Origin of the sequence: Streptomyces sp. NPDC096012 (assembly GCF_040426375.1) — a bacterium.
GTDB lineage: Bacteria > Actinomycetota > Actinomycetes > Streptomycetales > Streptomycetaceae > Streptomyces.
Window position 1 is genome coordinate 102776 of sequence record NZ_JBEOTD010000017.1, and the last position, 15765, is coordinate 118540.

The window sequence follows — 15765 nt, forward strand, 5'->3', positions numbered from 1 at the left end:
GTCTGGCAGACTTGATGCCTATGAGTGACTCGACCGTGACAGAGCCGGAAGGTCGCGAGGAGGTGGCCGATCCTCGAGCCGTCACGGGCGAGGCCGGAAGGGGCGTGCTGGGCCGGCTGCGCCGCCCGCGGCGGCCCCGGCTGTGGTTCGAGATCCTTCTGATCGCGGTGAGTTACTGGACGTACTCACTGATCCGCAACGCCGTCCCGGAGCAGCGGGCCGCGGCGCTGCGCAACGCGGACTGGATCTGGCGCGCCGAGCAGTACCTGGGTGTCGCCGTCGAACGATCGGTCAACCACACCATGAACTCGGTGCCTTGGCTGATCGTGGGCATGAACTACTACTACGCCACACTGCACTTCGTCATCACGCTGGGTGTGCTGGTGTGGCTGTACCGGTGGCATCCCGGCCGGTACGCGGCGGCCCGTACGGTGTTGTTCGCGACCACGGGTGTGGCCCTGCTCGGTTACTATCTGTTTCCGCTCGCGCCGCCGCGGTTGATGCGCGGCGGGCACTTCGTGGACACCGTGATGGTGCACCACACCTGGGGCTCGATGGCCTCCGGCGACCTGAAGCACATGTCCAACCAGTACGCGGCGATGCCCTCGATGCACATCGGCTGGTCGCTGTGGTGCGGGCTGACGGTCTTCGCGCTGGCGTCGGTGCCGTGGGCGCGGGCGCTGGGCCTGCTGTATCCGGCGGCCACCCTGCTGGTGATCGTCGCCACGGCCAACCACTTCTGGCTGGACGCGGTGGGCGGCCTGCTCTGCCTCGTCTTCGGCGTCGCGGTGGCCCGGTTCTGGTACGGCGCCCTGCCCCACGCGCTGCCGAGGCCCGCACCGGCTCCGGTGCGCCGGCCGGCTCAGGCCACCGGATCGCCGTAGAACAGCTCCTCCACCACCGTCCGCGCCCGGCGGGCGGTACGGCGGTAGGCGTCCAGCATGTCCCCGGCGTGCCCGGCGCCGTACCCCAGGTAGCGGCCCACCGCCGCCAGCTCGCGCGGTTCGGTGGGGAAGGTGTCCCCGGCCCGGCCGCGCACCAGCATGACCGCGTTGCGCACCCGGGTGGCCAGCACCCACGCCTCGTCCAGGGTCTCGGCGTCCTCGGCGGACAGCAGCCCGGCCGCGTGGGCGGCGGACAGGGCCGCGCGGGTGCGGGTGGTGCGCAGCGCGGGCTCGTGCCAGCCGTGGCGCATCTGGAGCAGCTGTACGGTCCACTCGACGTCCGACAGGCCGCCGGGGCCGAGCTTGGTGTGCAGTTTGGGATCGGCGCCGCGCGGCAGCCGCTCGGCCTCCATCCGGGCCTTCAGCCTGCGGATCTCACGCACTGCCTCGTCCCCGAGTCCGTGCGCCGGGTAGCGCAGGGGGTCGATCAGCTCGGTGAAACGGCGCCCGAGGTCCTCGTCGCCGGCGACCGGCTCGGCCCGCAGCAGCGCCTGCGACTCCCAGACCAGGGACCAGCGGCGGTAGTAGGCCTCGTACGACTTCAGGGTGCGCACCAGCGGACCCGACTTGCCCTCCGGGCGCAGACCGGCGTCGATGAGCAGCGGCGGGTCGGCGCTGGGCAGTTGCAGCAAGCGGCGCATCTCGGCGACGACCTTGTTCGCGGCGGCGGCCGCCTCGTGCTCGTCCACGCCCTCCTGCGGCTCGTGCACGAACAGCACGTCCGCGTCGGAGCCGTAGCCCAGTTCGTGGCCGCCGAAGCGGCCCATGCCGATGATCGCGAACCGGGTGGGCAGGGTGTCGCCCCAGCCGCCGCGCACCACCGCGCGCAGGGTGCCGGCGAGGGTGGCCGCGGTGATGTCGGAGACGGCCGCGCCGACCCGGTCCACCAGGGCGCCCTGGTCGGCCTCCACGGGGCTGGCCTCGGTGCCGTAGGAGCCGACGATGTCGGCGGCGGCGGTGCGGAACAGCTCGCGGCGGCGCACACCACGGGAGGCGGTGACGCCCTGCTCGGCGTTCTCCGCGCGGCGCACGGCCGCCAGCATCTCCTGCTCCAGGTGGGCGCGGCCGCGGGTCGCCAGTCCGCCGCCGTCGCCGTCGCCGAGCAGGGCCACCGCCTCCGGGGCGCGCATCAGCAGGTCGGGGGCGAGGCGCCCGGCCGACAGGACCCGGGCGAGGTTCTCGGCGGCCGCGCCCTCGTCCCTGAGGAGTCTGAGGTACCAGGGGGTCTTCCCCAGGGCGTCGGAGACCTTGCGGAAGTTCAGCAGGCCCGCGTCCGGGTCCGCCGAGTCGGCGAACCAGCCCAGCAGGACCGGCAGCAGGGTGCGCTGGATCGCCGCCTTGCGGGTCACGCCCGAGGCGAGCGCCTCCAGGTGGCGCAGGGCCGCCGCCGGGTCGGCGTAGCCGAGGGCGACCAGGCGTTCACGGGCCGCCTCGGCGCTCAGCCGGGTCTCTCCGGGCGCCAGTTGGGCCACCGCGTCGAGCAGCGGGCGGTAGAAGAGCTTCTCGTGCAGCCGTCGTACGACGCCGGTGTGCCGCTTCCATTCGCGGGTCAGTTCGGCGACCGGGTCGGCGCGCAGGCCGAGGGAGCGGCCGAGGCGGCGCAGGTCCGTCTCGGCCTCGGGGACGAGGTGGGTGCGGCGCAGGCGGTAGAGCTGGATCCGGTGCTCCATGGAGCGCAGGAAGCGGTACGCCGCGTCGAGGCGGGCGGCGTCCTCGCGGCCGACGTAGCCGCCGGCGGCCAGCGCCTGGAGGGCGTCGAGGGTGGTGCCGCTGCGCAGTCCCGGGTCGGTGCGGCCGTGCACCAACTGCAGGAGCTGCACGGCGAATTCGACGTCGCGCAGGCCGCCCGGGCCGAGTTTCAGTTCTCTCTCGATCTCGGCCGGGGGGATGTTCTCCACCACGCGGCGGCGCATCTTCTGCACGTCCGCCACGAAGTTCTCGCGCTCCGCCGCCTTCCAGACGAGGGGCTCGAGCGCGCCGACGTACGCCCGCCCGAGGTCCGGGTCGCCGGCCACCGGCCGGGCCTTGAGCAGGGCCTGGAACTCCCATGTCTTGGCCCAGCGTTGGTAGTAGGCGACGTGGCTGCTGAGGGTGCGGACGAGGGGGCCGTTGCGGCCCTCGGGGCGCAGGTTGGCGTCGACCGGCCAGATGGAGCCCTCGACGGTCGTCTCGGAGCAGATCCGCATGAGGTGCGAGGCCAGTCTCGTCGCGGCCTGCAGGGCCTTGGCCTCGGCGACCCCCTCGGCCGCCTCGGCCACGAAGATCACGTCCACGTCGGAGACGTAGTTCAGCTCGTGGCCGCCGCACTTGCCCATCGCGATCACCGCGAGGCGGCAGGCCGCCGCGTCCTCGGGGGCGTCGGCCTCGGCCAGGGCCAGGGCCGCGCGCAGGGTGGCGGTGGCCAGGTCCGCGAGTTCGGCCGCCGTCTGGGCGACGTCCGTGGTGCCGCAGACGTCCCGGGCGGCGATGGACAGCAGGCAGCGGCGGTAGGCGACGCGCAGGGAGACGGGGTCGGTGGCCTCGGCGAGGCCGCGCTCGAACTCCTCCACGCCGGGGTGCAGGTCGCGGGGCTCGTAGGTGACCAGGGCGTGCCAGTCGCTGGGGTGGCGGGCGAGGTGGTCGGTGAGGGCGGCGGAGGCGCCGAGCACGCCGAGGAGGCGGTCGCGCAGGGGCTTGGCCGCGATCAGGGTGTCCAGGAGCTCTCGGTGCGCGGTGCCGTTGCCCGAGCCGGTCTGGGCCTCCAGCAGACGGACCAGGCCCCGCAGGGCGAGATCGGGGTCGGCGGTGGCGCCCAGCGCCTCCAGGAGGACCGGGTCGTCGCGGACGGGCATCAGCTCGGGGCCGTCCAGGAGACGCTCGGCGGCAGAGGGGTCGGTGAAGCCGTGCCGGAGCAGGCGAGTGAACGTACTGCTTCTGCGCCCCGGCGTCATGCTCGGCCTCCCCGGTCTTCCCTTTTGCAGGTGGTCCTGGCCAGAGCCTAGCCGCAGTGGGGGGTGGGGGCGCTTGCCCGCGGCGGCCCGTGCGGGGACGTGGTGTCGTGCCGGCGGCGCCTGTGCGGGTGTGCGGGGGGTGCGGGCGCGCGGGGCGCGGGGTGCGGGTCGGTGCCGCGCCGGGTGGTGTCCGTCCTCGGTCCGGCGGTCCGTTCGTTGCATGGTGAACGAGTTTTTCGCCGGCCGCCGCGGGCGGGCGCCATCCGCCGCGTCCCCTGGCCGCCGGGCGCGGCTACGGGGCCGGACGGGCGATCCCCGAGTCCTCGTGCCGCTGGTGCGGCAGCTTCGGCGGCAGGAGGCTCCGCATGGTCTGTGCCGCCCCCACCGCCGCGTCCGCGCAGCAGTTGTTGAAGAGGATGTGGACTTCGTCGGCGTGCTCGGCGACGGTGTGGACGCGGGGGAGCCACTCGGTCAGTTCCGCTTCTGTGTAGGTGTGGCGGAAGCGGTCCTCCTTGCTGCCTGTTCCCCAGTGCGGGCTGCGCCCGTGGAAGCGGACGACCGCGAGGCGGGGGGTGGTGACGGGGGCCACCGGTGGCATCGAGGTGGGCAGGCCCGGGACCGTGTCGACGGCCACCGCCGTGGCGTCCAGGTCCGTGAGCAGAGCCGTCGTGGCACGCGCCTGGTCGCCGCGCCACCAGGCGGGGTTGCGGAACTCGACGGCGAACGGCCAGTCACGGGCCCGTTCCCGGGCGGCGGTGACGAAGGCCTCCGCGTCGGGGCCGGGGATCAGGGACGGCGGGTACTGGAAAAGGAGGGTGCCCAGGCGGTCGGCGCGGCGCAGGGGGTCGACGCCCTCGGCGTAGCGGGCCCACACCTCGTCCAGCAGGGCCTCGTCGCGGGCGTGGCCGCGCAGGTCCGCGGGCAGGGCGGAGGGCCGGGTGGGGTGGCCGGTGAGGAGGCTGTGCGCCTTGACGTCGAAGCGGAAGCCGGCGGGCGTGCGGTCCGCCCAGAGGCCGGTGGTGCGGGGGCTCGGGAGGGCGTAGTACGGGGAGTCGGCCTCGACCACCGGGAAGCGGGTCGCGTAGTGGCGCAGGCGTCCCTCGGGGTCGCGCCGGCCGGACGGGTACCAGCCGCTCCGGAGCAGGGCGGGGTCGGTCCAGCCGCAGGTGCCCACGAGGATTCGTGTCATGCGGACGCTGGTACCCGCAGTTCATCGGGTCTTCACCCGCGAGGTTGGCCTACGTGGCACACGGGCATATTGGCGTGAGCATGCTCTGTCCGCACCGCCAGCCCTGCGTCTCCCCACCGGAGGTTGATGTGTCCGGCAGTTCCGTGTTCCGCCGTGCCCGTACGGTCGTGGCGTCCGCAACAGCCCTCGCCGCGACCGCGGTCGGGCTGTGGGTCGGGTTCGGCGGCGAGTCCGCGCACGCCGCGGGCGCCGTGCCAAGCCCCGACCACGTGGTCGTCGTGGTCTTCGAGAACCACGCGTACAGCCAGGTCATCGGCTCCTCCAGCGCGCCGTACATCAACTCGCTGAAGTCCGGCGGCGCCAACCTGACCCAGTCCTACGCCGAGACCCACCCGAGCCAGCCCAACTACTTCGCCCTGTTCTCCGGATCGACGCAGGGCATCACCGACGACAGCTGCTACACCCCGGGCTTCTCCTCCGCGCCGAACCTGGCATCGGAGCAGCTGGCCGCCGGACGCAGCTGGGCCAGCTACAACGAGACGCTGCCCAGCCAGGGTTCGACGACGTGCAGCAGCGGCACGTACGCCAGGAAGCACAACCCGTGGTTCGGGTTCAGCAACGTACCGACGTCGAGCGCGAAGACGTTCGCCCAGTTCCCGACGGACTACTCGACGCTGCCCCAGCTGTCGTTCGTGGTCCCCGACCTGTGCAGTGACATGCACGACTGCTCGGTGTCCTCCGGTGACACCTGGCTGAAGAACAACCTGGGCGCGTACGCGACCTGGGCCAAGACCCACAACAGCCTGCTCGTCGTCACCTTCGACGAGGACAACCGGCTCAGCGGCAACCGGATCCCGACCGTGCTGTACGGGCAGCCGGTGACGGCCGGGGCGAGTTCGTCGACCACGTACAACCACTACGACCTGCTGCGCACCCTGGAGGACAGCCAGGGCCTGACCGCGCACGCGGGCAACGCGGCCGCCGCCAAGGACATCACCGGCATCTGGGCGTCCTGACGTGTACGTAGCGGACAGCCGCGCGAGTACGCCGGCGCGGGCGTCCGCGGACGGTGCCGTCCGGCCTCCCGCCGGGCGGCGCCGTGCCGCGCTCGCGCCGACCGTCCTGGCCCTCGGCACGGTCAGCCTGGTCACCGACGTCTCCTCGGAGATGGTCACGGCGGTCCTGCCGCTGTACCTGGTGACCGGCCTCGGCCTGTCGCCGCTGGGCTTCGGGCTGCTCGACGGCGTCTACAACGGCTTCTCGGCGCTCGTCCGCCTGGTGGGCGGGCATCTCGCCGACCGGGACGGCGGCCGGCACAAGTGGGTCGCGGGCGCGGGATACGGCATCTCGGCCCTGTGCAAACCGCTGCTGCTGGTCGCGCACTCGCTCACGCCGATCGGCCTGGTGCTGGCCGCCGACCGCACCGGCAAGGGCCTGCGCACGGCGCCCCGGGACGCGCTGATCTCCCTGTCCAGCACGCCGGAGAGCCGGGGGCGGGCGTTCGGCGTGCACCGTGCCATGGACACGGCGGGTGCGCTGCTCGGCCCGCTCGTGGCGTTCTTGATCCTGCGGGCCACGGTGGACGGTTACGACGCGGTGTTCACCGTCAGCTTCTGCGTGGCCGTCCTGGGGGTCCTGGTGCTGGCGCTGTTCGTGCCGGGCGACCGGGGCACGCAGGTGCCGGGCGGCCGAGGCACGCAGGTACCCGACGGCCGAGGCACGCAGGTACCCGACGGCCGGGGCACGCGGGTACCGGGCAGCCGGGACGCGCAGGTACCGGGCAGCCGGGACGCGCAAGTACCGGACGGCCGGGACACACAGGTACCCGACGGCCGGGCTGCACAGGTACCGGGCAGCCGGGACGCACAGGTGGCGGAGCGGCCGACCCTGCGCGCCGCCGTGGGGCTGCTGCGCCGCCGCGACCTGCGCCGGATCACCGTCTGCGCGCTGCTGCTGGGCCTCGCCACGGTCAGCGACTCCTTCGTCTACCTGCTGCTCCAGCGCCGCCTCGGCGTCCCGGACCGCTGGTTCGCGCTGCTGCCGCTCGGCACGGCGGCCGCCTTCCTGCTGCTGGCGGTGCCGCTGGGACGGCTCGCGGACCGGGTGGGGCGGTGGACGGTCTTCCTGGCCGGGCACGGCGGGCTGCTGCTGGCGTACGCACTGCTGCTGACCGCCTGGCACGGTCCCGCCCTGCCGTACGCCGTCCTCGCCCTGCACGGCGGCTTCTACGCGGCCACCGACGGGGTGCTGATGGCGGTCGCCTCGCAGAGCGTGCCGGAGGCGCTGCGCTCGTCGGGGCTGGCCGTCGTGCAGACCGGGCAGGCGCTGACCCGGTTCGCCTGCTCGCTGCTGTTCGGCGCGGCCTGGACGGTGTGGGGCGACCGGGCCGCGCTGGCGGGCGCGGCGGTGGCGCTGGCCGGGTGTGCCGCGTTCTCCCTCACCCTGCGCCCCACGGAGACGGTGACCCCGAAGGAGACGGTGCCCGCATGACCGTACGCAGCCGCATCGTGATCCTGGTCGCGGCCGTCGCCGTGCTGGCGGCGGTCGGGCTGGCGTCCGTGCTGCACGCCTCGGCCCGGTCCGACCGCCGTGACCGTGCGCAGGCGGGCGGCCCGGAGGTCACGCCGGGGGCGGTGACCCTGACCGGACACGGGCGCGTGGTGTTCCGCAACATGGCCTGGGGACCGCACCGGGACGAGCTGGTCAGCGTCCCGGCGGACGACCCGTCCGGACCGCGCACCGCCTCCGGCGTCAAGTGCCTGCGCTTCTACGCCGCTTCCGGCACCGGCGTATGCCTGCAGGCGGTGCACGGGCCGGTGTCCGACACCTACCGTGCCGTCGTCCTGGACGCCCGTCTGCACACCCTGGACCACTACGACGTCCCCGGCATCCCGTCCCGCGCCCGGGTCTCCCCCACCGGGCACTTCGCCGCCTGGACGGCCTTCGTGGGCGGTGACTCGTACGCCGGCACGGACTTCTCCACGCGCGCGGCGATCGTGGACACGCGCAGTGGTGAGCTGATCCCCTCCCTGGAGGCGTTCGGGATCGTCAAGGACGGACGTCCCTACCGGGCGGCGGACGTGAACTTCTGGGGGGTGACGTTCGCGGCCGACGACCGCACGTTCTACGCGACGATGGCGACCAAGGGGCGGACCTACCTGGTCCGGGGCGACCTGCGCACCCGTACGCTCACCACGCTGCACGCGAACGTGGAGTGCCCGTCCCTGTCTCCGGACGGCACGCGCGTGGCCTACAAGAAACGTGTCGGGGGGCTGCCCGCGGACGCCCCCTGGCATCTGTACGTGCTCGATCTGCGGACGATGCGCGAGACACCGCTCGCCGAGCCGCGCAGCGTGGACGACCAGGTGGTGTGGCGGGACGCCCGGACGCTCGTGTACGCCCTGCCGGGCGACTACGGCGCCGACCTCTACCGGCTCCCGGCGGACGGCTCGGGACGGCCACAGCGCATCGCCTCGGCGGCGGTCTCCCCGGCGTACCTCGGGTGACACGGCTGCGGTGTCTCCCCCGCCCGCTCCGACGCACCTGCGAGTGACGCCGCGTCGCCTCGACGGTCGACGGTGACCCCGGCGTGCCGCAGGTGACACGGCCGTGGTGTCCGGCGTACCTCGGACGACATCAGGCCGGCGGGCGTACGTCCCGCCGTCGGCCCACAGTGTCATCGGCGCCCGTGGCCGCCTCGGCTGGTACGGGTGTCACCGCCCGCCCATGACCGCCTCGGCTGGTACGGGTGTCACCGCCCGCCCATGACCGCCCGGGGTGGTACGGGTGTCACCGCCCGCCCATGACCGCCCGGGGTGGTACGGGTGTCATCGCCCGCCCCTATCCCCCCGCGTCCGCCCGGGGTGGTACGGATGTCACCGCCCGCCCATGACCGCCCGGGGTGGTACGGATGTCACCGCCCGCCCATGACCGCCCGGGGTGGTACGGATGTCACCGCCCGCCCCTATCCCCCCGCGTCCGCCCGGGGTGGCACGGATGTCACCGCCCGCCCATGACCGCCCGGGGTGGTGCGGGTGTCACCGCCCGCCCCTATCCCCCGCGTCCGCCCGGGGTGGCACGCACAGCCAGGCCAGGGCCGCGGCGACCAGGTAGGCGAGGGCTCCGACGGCCATGCTGAGGCGGAGTCCGGTGCCGTAGTCGGCACCGGTGGCCAGCAGGCTGCCGCCGAGTGCCACGCCGGTGGCGCTGCCGATCTGGCGGGTGGTGTTGAACAGGGCGGAGGCGGCTCCCGCGTAGGCCGGGGGCGCGCCGCCCATCACGGTGGCGGTCGAACCGGTGAGGGCGAAGGACGTGCCGAAGCCGGTGGCCATCATCGGGGCCACCAGCAGCGGGTAGGCCGGGTCGGAGCCCGCGGCCACCCAGCCGCCCAGCCCGGCGGCGCCCAGGAGCATGCCGGAGACCACCAGCGGACGGTGGCCGGTACGGCGGCTCAGCCGGCCGGACAGGACGGAGGCGAACATGGTCATGGCCACCGCCGGGAACAGGGCGAGGCCGGTCCTGAGGGCGCTGAAGCCGCGCTGGTGCTGGAAGTACAGGCTGGCGGTGAACACCATGCCGTAGAAGGCGAAGTTGAACAGCAGGCCGATGACGGCCGTGCCGCTCATCTCGCGGTGGCGCAGCAGGCGCAGCGGGAGGGCGGGGGCCCGGGCGAACCGCTCGCGCAGCACGAACGCCGCCACGGCCACCGCGGCCAGGCCCAGCCCGGCGAGCACGGCGGGGTCGGACCAGCCGCGCCGCCCGGCCTCGTTCAGGGCGGCGGTGAGCAGGGCCACCGCCACCACCACGGCGCACTGCGCGGGCCAGTCCAGGGGCCGCCCTGCCTGGCGCGGGGAGGGCGCGACGAACCGCAGCGTGAGCACCAGGCAGGCCACGCCGACCGGCAGGTTGATGAGGAAGACCCACCGCCAGCCGGCGGTGGAGACCAGCAGCCCGCCCAGCAGCGGGCCGGCGGAGGCCGCGATGCCGGCCATCGATCCCCAGAGCCCGAAGGCGCGGGAGCGTGCCGCCGGATCCGGGTAGGCCTCCTGCAGCAGGGCGAGGGAGCCGGGGACGATCAGTGCCGCGCCGAGCCCCTCCACCAGCCGGGCCCCGACGAGGAAGGCGGCGTCCGGGGCGAAGGCGCACGCGGCCGAGGCCGTGGTGAACACGACGACGCCCGAGCAGAACACGCGCCGGTTGCCCAGCCGGTCGCCCAGCGCGCCGCCGGTCATCAGGAACCCGGCGAAGACCATGGTGTAGCCGTCGGTGATCCACTGGATGCCGGTGAGGGAGGCGGACAGGTCGCGGCCCACCGCGGGTACGGCGACGTTGATGATCGTGACGTCCAGGATGACCATGAAGTACCCGGCGCACACGGACAGCAGGGGCGCCGTGGAACGCCGCCCGGCCCCAGCGGCCGGATGGGAGGCGGCCGAATCCGAGAGGGGCACGTCGCCGACTCCGTCCTGTCCACGCAACGCCCGGGCAGTGAGCATGCTAGGACGCCGGGCCGGCGGATCCCCCGGGCACCGCTCTGACACGCGGAAAGGCCGGCGATCCACCACCGCCGGCCCCCTCACCCCGCTGCGACGGGGTCGCTTCCCGCCCCGGCGCCTTGCCGTGTCACACCGGCACAACGCACATTGGCCGTTCGGCGCGGCCGGGACGTGCGGAGAAGCCGGCTAGCTGGGCCGATCTGGTGCGACTGGGGTGCGCGCCCCGCTGTACTTCGCTGTCGCACGAAGAACATCAGCGCACAGGGATCGCTGTACGACGGAGGTGTCCCGGACGCCTGGACGTGTTCAAGGTGGTTCGTGGCTCAGCCCGCGCAGGCGTTCGGTCCGCTCTTGGCGAAGGCTTCCTTGGTGCAGTAGGTGACAGTCGGGTAATAGGCGCCCATCACCTTCGCCGGATCGTCCCCCTTCTTGACGTCCTGGACCGCGTTGTGGAAGGTCTGCGCCGGGAGCATGTTCCGCAGCAACAGGACGCTCTTCACGTTGGTGGGACCCCAGTCGATCCAGGTGACCCCCTTCGATGTCGTCGCGTTGCCGGGACGGTCCTGTGAGGTGGACACCACATAGGTGTACCGCCCGTCCTTACCCACGGCCGTCTGGAAGTCCCCGGCGCAGGAACTCACCGGGTAGGGGAGCTGGATCTGGTTCTGGCAGAGCGACCAGTACCGGAGTTGTGTCTTGGTGAGCACCGACTGGCCGTTGGTGGTGTCGGGGAACGTAGGCGCCTTGCCGCGTATGACGGCGATGCGTCCCGACTTGTATTCCAGTGGCGTGCACAAGTACTTGTTGTACGGGTTGGGGAAAAGTCCGCCGGTCTTGTTCGGCACTGCGAAGCCCGGAGCACTCGCCGTGGACTTCCCGCAGCCTTCGAACCCTCCAGGCGGCGCGTATTTCTTCACGAGAGCCTTGAGTTCGGTGGCGAGTGGGCCCATGGGGCCCTGCGCCGAACCGGCGCGGGGACAGGTGGTTATCGACTTGGGGCTGCTGCCCTGACGCTGCATCGACAAAGTGGGCAACGGGACTCCGCCTGTCGGGTCGGACTCGTTGTCCGGGACGTAGATCCTCAGCACCAGGAACCCCGACCCCGACCCGGCGCCGTTCGCAGTGGCGGCCATCGTGTTGTTACCGGCGCCGGCCGTGATGCCGGGCTTGAGTGTGACCTGGTAGTGGTGCTGCGCCGACTTCGACCCCGCGTCCGGGACGGCGAAGGGGTTCTTGCTGCCGGTACTCGGAGCGATCTGGTGGTCGGCGAGGGAATCGATGGGTGAGCCCGTGACGTCGTAGACCGTCAGTGAGGTGAACCGGGCAGACGGATATGTCCCCTCTGCCACGATGCGATCTCCCTGGCCCAGCCGGTAGGGCATCAACCAGTACGTGGCGTTGGCCTCGGGAAAGGCGAAGTTCAGCCTGCCCGGTCTGACGACGGCGGGCCATGCACAGGATTTGTCTGGGGCTGACACGGCGGTCCCGGTCCGGCTCGGGGCATTCGCGGCGGCCGACGGAGCCACCAGCAGGGTGACGACTCCGAGCCACGCGAGAGCGGAGACTCTCAGAGTCCGCCAAGGCGCACGCGTCATCGATGCCCCTCCGTCTGTCTGTAGTGAGAACGGCGGAGGGAACGTCCCCGCGGTGCAAACACGCTTCAGGGGGGACGCGAGCCAAGGACGGAAACCATGGGCGCAACGCCTTGGATGCAACCGTCCGCCAGCATCAGTCTCACTCCATTGCGAGCCTCCTGCAATGCGGCCACCCGCTCACCGGACCGCTGCGGTGGTCGAGGTCGGGCCTGACGGGCCGGAGACGGCCCGGGAGCGCTCAGGACGCCGTGTGGCCGACCGCGACGAGCGGTCGGCCACACGGGGTGATCAGATCCTGATACCGCCCCGACCTGCGCCTACAGCACCGGCAGCAGGTTCTTCAGCTCGAACGCCGTGACCTCGGAGCGGTACGCCTCCCACTCGGAGCGCTTGTTGCGGAGGAAGAAGTCGAAGACGTGTTCGCCGAGAGTCTCGGCGACCAGGTCGCTGCGTTCCATGAGGGTGAGGGCCTCGCCGAGGTTCTGCGGGAGGGGCTCGATGCCCATCGCGCGGCGCTCGGCGTCGGAGAGGGCCCACACGTCGTCCTCGGCGCCCGGCGGGAGCTCGTAGCCCTCCTCGATGCCCTTCAGGCCGGCGGCCAGCAGGACGGCGTAGGCCAGGTACGGGTTCGAGCCGGAGTCGATGGAACGGACCTCAACCCGGGCGGAGCCGGTCTTCCCGGGCTTGTACATGGGGACGCGGACCAGGGCCGAGCGGTTGTTGTGGCCCCAGCAGATGTACGAGGGAGCCTCGCCGCCGGCGCCCGCCGTGCGCTCGGAGCCGCCCCAGATGCGCTTGTAGGAGTTCACCCACTGGTTGGTGACGGCCGAGATCTCCGCGGCGTGCTTGAGCAGGCCGGCGATGAAGGAGCGGCCGACCTTGGAGAGCTGGTACTCCGATCCCGACTCGTAGAACGCGTTGCGGTCGCCCTCGAAGAGGGAGAGGTGCGTGTGCATGCCGCTGCCGGGGTGCTCGGAGAACGGCTTCGGCATGAAGGTCGCCTGCACGCCCTGCTCCAGCGCCACCTGCTTCATGACCAGGCGGAACGTCATGATGTTGTCGGCCGTGGAGAGCGCGTCGGCGTAGCGCAGGTCGATCTCCTGCTGGCCGGGGGCGCCCTCGTGGTGGGAGAACTCCACCGAGATGCCCATCGACTCCAGCATGGTGATCGCCTGGCGGCGGAAGTCCATGCCCACGTTGGTGGGGGTGTGGTCGAAGTAGCCGGAGTTGTCGGCGGGGGTGGGGCGCGTGCCGTCGAGGGGGCGGTCCTTCAGCAGGAAGAACTCGATCTCCGGGTGGGTGTAGAAGGTGAAGCCCAGGTCGGAGGTGCGGGCGAGGGCCCGCTTCAGGACGTAGCGCGGGTCGGCGAAGGACGGGGAGCCGTCCGGCATGAGGATGTCGCAGAACATGCGGGCGGTGCCGGGGGTCTCCGCGCGCCACGGCAGGACCTGGAAGGTGGAGGGGTCCGGCTTGGCGATCATGTCGGACTCGTAGACCCGGGCGAAGCCCTCGATCGCGGAGCCGTCGAAGCCGATGCCCTCGTCGAAGGCCTGCTCCAGCTCGGCGGGGGCCACGGCCACGGATTTGAGGAAGCCCAGGACGTCCGTGAACCACAGGCGTACGAACCGGATGTCGCGCTCCTCCAAGGTCCGGAGCACGAACTCCTGCTGCTTGTCCATCTTCCGCTTCCCCATCCTTGCTGGTCAGGCCGCCTGTCCCGCGTCCTGCCGGAGGCGGGCGGGTTCCTGAGCATCCCACCACAACACCATTTCGTGCGCGTTGCGGACCTTGATCGCCCGAGCGTCCGCGGCCTGAACGCCTCTCGTACGACAGGTGTACTGCGCTGTCGCCCATCTTGCCTGCTCGCGGCGTCCCGCGTAACGGCCGGACCGTGCGCCGGGTGGCCGGCCCGGTGACCGCGAGGTGCGTGGCCGGTGCACGTCCTTCCGGCGGAGGCCGCTTTTCCGTCCCCTCCCTACGGCGGGAGCCCCCTCTCCCATTACGATCAGCGGGCCCCACCTCCATCCGTTTCTTCCCCCAGAAGGACACGCCTCATGGGTTCCGCCAAGAACAGCAGCACCGCGGCGCGCAAGGCGCGCATAGAGGAGATGCGGCGCGCCGAGCAGGCCCGCGAGCGCCGCAACCGGCTGCTCGTCATCGCCGCGAGTGTGGTGGTCGTCGCCGGTCTGGTCGTCGGCGGTGTGGTCCTGGTGAACTCGCAGTCGGACAAGAAGGACTCGACCGCGAGCGGTGACGCCAAGGGTTCCGGGGACTCCGGGCACTTCACGGACGGCAAGGACGGCGTGCGGACCTGGTCCGGCAAGCTGTCGCGGACCCACGTGACGACGAAGGTGTCGTACCCGATGCACCCGCCGGTGGGCGGCAACCACAACCCGGTCTGGCTCAACTGCAACGGCGACGTCTACACCAAGGCGGTGCCGGACGAGAACGCCGTGCACGCGCTGGAGCACGGCGCCGTCTGGGTGACGTACACCGCCAAGGCGCCGAAGGCGGACGTCGAGGCGCTCGCGGCGAAGGTGAGGAAGACGCCGTACTCGCTGATGAGCCCGTACGAGAACCAGGCCGCGCCGCTGATCCTGTCGGCGTGGGGGCACCAGGTGACGGTGAAGAGCGCCGGTGACCCGGAGGTGGACAAGTTCTTCGCCACCTACGTGCAGGGCCGGCAGACGCCCGAGCCGGGCGCCTCGTGCACCGGCGGGGTCATGAAGTGAGCCGGCGGTACATCGGCTGGGTCGCGGGGGCCGCGGCGGCGGTGCTCGTCGCGGCCGGAGCGATCACGTACGCGGTCGCCGAGGACACCGGCGGACCGGACGCGAAGACGCCGGGTGCCGAATCGGCGGACGCGGGGTTCGCGCGGGACATGGCCGTGCACCACCAGCAGGCCGTCGAGATGTCGTACATCGTCCGGGACCGCACGAAGGACGAGGAGGTGCGGCGGCTCGCCTACGACATCGCGCAGACCCAGGCCAACCAGCGCGGCATGCTGCTGGGCTGGCTGGACCTGTGGGAGCTGCCCAAGGTGTCGGCCGAGCCGCCGATGACCTGGATGGGCATGGGCGGCATGGCGTCGGGCAAGGACGGTGCGCTGATGCCGGGGATGGCGACGAACACCGAGCTGAAAAAGCTCGGTTCGCTGACCGGCAAGCAGGCCGAGGTGCTCTACCTCCGGTTGATGACGGCCCATCACAAGGGCGGTATCCACATGGCCGAGGGGTGCGTCGCCAAGTGCACCGTCGACGTGGAGAAGCGGCTCGCGCAGGGCATGGTCGACTCACAGCAGTCGGAGATCGAGCTGATGGCGGGGATGCTCAGGGCCCGGGGCGCGAAACCGCAGTGACCACGGCGGCGGGATCGGCCGCGGAGGGCATGCCGAGGAACCACCCCCACCCTGACGCGTGGTCACCCTGGCCGGTGGCGGCTTCCTGCCGCACCGGCGTGCTCCCCCTGACGGTCACCGGACCGGCGGACAGCAACGCCGCACGGATGCACTGACGAAAGCCGCAAATCGCCCTACATGGCCGTTACTTGAGCTTCTCTTGACTTTCACCTTCCCCTGGCATGAACGGTTCATCGCAAGAGTGGCCCCCATCG

Annotated in this window: 11 protein-coding genes; 6 read left to right on the top strand and 5 right to left on the bottom strand. The window is 72.1% G+C overall.

Annotated elements, in window-relative coordinates; genetic code table 11:
- The first annotated feature begins 20 nt into the window (after window positions 1–20).
- Window positions 21–884 (top strand): phosphatase PAP2 family protein, encoded by an 864-nt coding sequence (locus ABVB68_RS18665; RefSeq protein ID WP_353602184.1) that lies wholly within the window; start codon window positions 21–23, stop codon window positions 882–884.
- On the opposite strand, the gene ABVB68_RS18670 is transcribed toward ABVB68_RS18665, so the two are convergent.
- Both ABVB68_RS18670 and ABVB68_RS18675 read right to left on the bottom strand, forming a co-directional pair.
- Window positions 863–3874 (bottom strand): bifunctional [glutamine synthetase] adenylyltransferase/[glutamine synthetase]-adenylyl-L-tyrosine phosphorylase, encoded by a 3012-nt coding sequence (locus ABVB68_RS18670; protein WP_353602185.1) that lies wholly within the window; start codon window positions 3872–3874, stop codon window positions 863–865. The genes ABVB68_RS18665 and ABVB68_RS18670 overlap by 22 nt on opposite strands.
- A 292-nt stretch (window positions 3875–4166) precedes the next feature.
- Window positions 4167–5063 carry a DUF72 domain-containing protein gene (locus ABVB68_RS18675; RefSeq protein ID WP_353602186.1) on the bottom strand — a complete coding sequence of 299 codons (897 nt, stop codon included), beginning with the start codon at window positions 5061–5063 and terminating at the stop codon, window positions 4167–4169.
- Window positions 5064–5191: 128 nt separating this feature from the next.
- On the opposite strand from ABVB68_RS18675, the gene ABVB68_RS18680 reads away from it, so the two are divergent.
- From ABVB68_RS18680 to ABVB68_RS18690, 3 genes are read left to right on the top strand one after another with little or no spacing between them, the layout of a single operon-like run.
- Window positions 5192–6079 (top strand): alkaline phosphatase family protein, encoded by an 888-nt coding sequence (locus ABVB68_RS18680; protein ID WP_353602187.1) that lies wholly within the window; start codon window positions 5192–5194, stop codon window positions 6077–6079.
- Between the two features lies 1 nt (window position 6080).
- Window positions 6081–7553, top strand: a complete 1473-nt coding sequence (locus ABVB68_RS18685; protein WP_353602188.1) for an MFS transporter — start codon at window positions 6081–6083, stop codon at window positions 7551–7553.
- On the top strand, window positions 7550–8569 hold the full coding sequence (locus ABVB68_RS18690; RefSeq protein ID WP_353602189.1) for a TolB family protein: 1020 nt from the start codon (window positions 7550–7552) through the stop codon (window positions 8567–8569). The genes ABVB68_RS18685 and ABVB68_RS18690 overlap by 4 nt, the downstream gene beginning before the upstream one ends.
- Window positions 8570–9100: 531 nt before the next feature.
- On the opposite strand, the gene ABVB68_RS18695 is transcribed toward ABVB68_RS18690, so the two are convergent.
- From ABVB68_RS18695 to glnA2, 3 genes are all read right to left on the bottom strand, one after another.
- The gene (locus ABVB68_RS18695; protein ID WP_353602190.1) at window positions 9101–10513 is read right to left on the bottom strand and encodes an MFS transporter; all 1413 of its coding nucleotides are present in this window, start codon (window positions 10511–10513) and stop codon (window positions 9101–9103) included.
- Window positions 10514–10881: 368 nt separating this feature from the next.
- The gene (locus ABVB68_RS18700) at window positions 10882–11907 is read right to left on the bottom strand and encodes a hypothetical protein (RefSeq protein ID WP_353602191.1); all 1026 of its coding nucleotides are present in this window, start codon (window positions 11905–11907) and stop codon (window positions 10882–10884) included.
- 563 nt (window positions 11908–12470) lie between these two features.
- Entirely contained in the window at window positions 12471–13832 is a 1362-nt protein-coding gene (gene glnA2, locus ABVB68_RS18705) for a gamma-glutamylpolyamine synthetase GlnA2 (RefSeq protein ID WP_353602192.1), read from the bottom strand.
- Window positions 13833–14207: 375 nt separating this feature from the next.
- Here glnA2 and ABVB68_RS18710 point away from each other — a divergent pair, with 375 nt between their 5' ends.
- Window positions 14208–14885 carry a thioredoxin-like domain-containing protein gene (locus ABVB68_RS18710; protein WP_353602193.1) on the top strand — a complete coding sequence of 226 codons (678 nt, stop codon included), beginning with the start codon at window positions 14208–14210 and terminating at the stop codon, window positions 14883–14885.
- Window positions 14882–15511: a DUF305 domain-containing protein gene (locus ABVB68_RS18715; RefSeq protein ID WP_353602194.1), complete on the top strand. Its 630-nt coding sequence runs from the start codon at window positions 14882–14884 to the stop codon at window positions 15509–15511. Before ABVB68_RS18710 ends, ABVB68_RS18715 begins: the two co-directional genes overlap by 4 nt.
- Window positions 15512–15765: the final 254 nt, after the last annotated feature.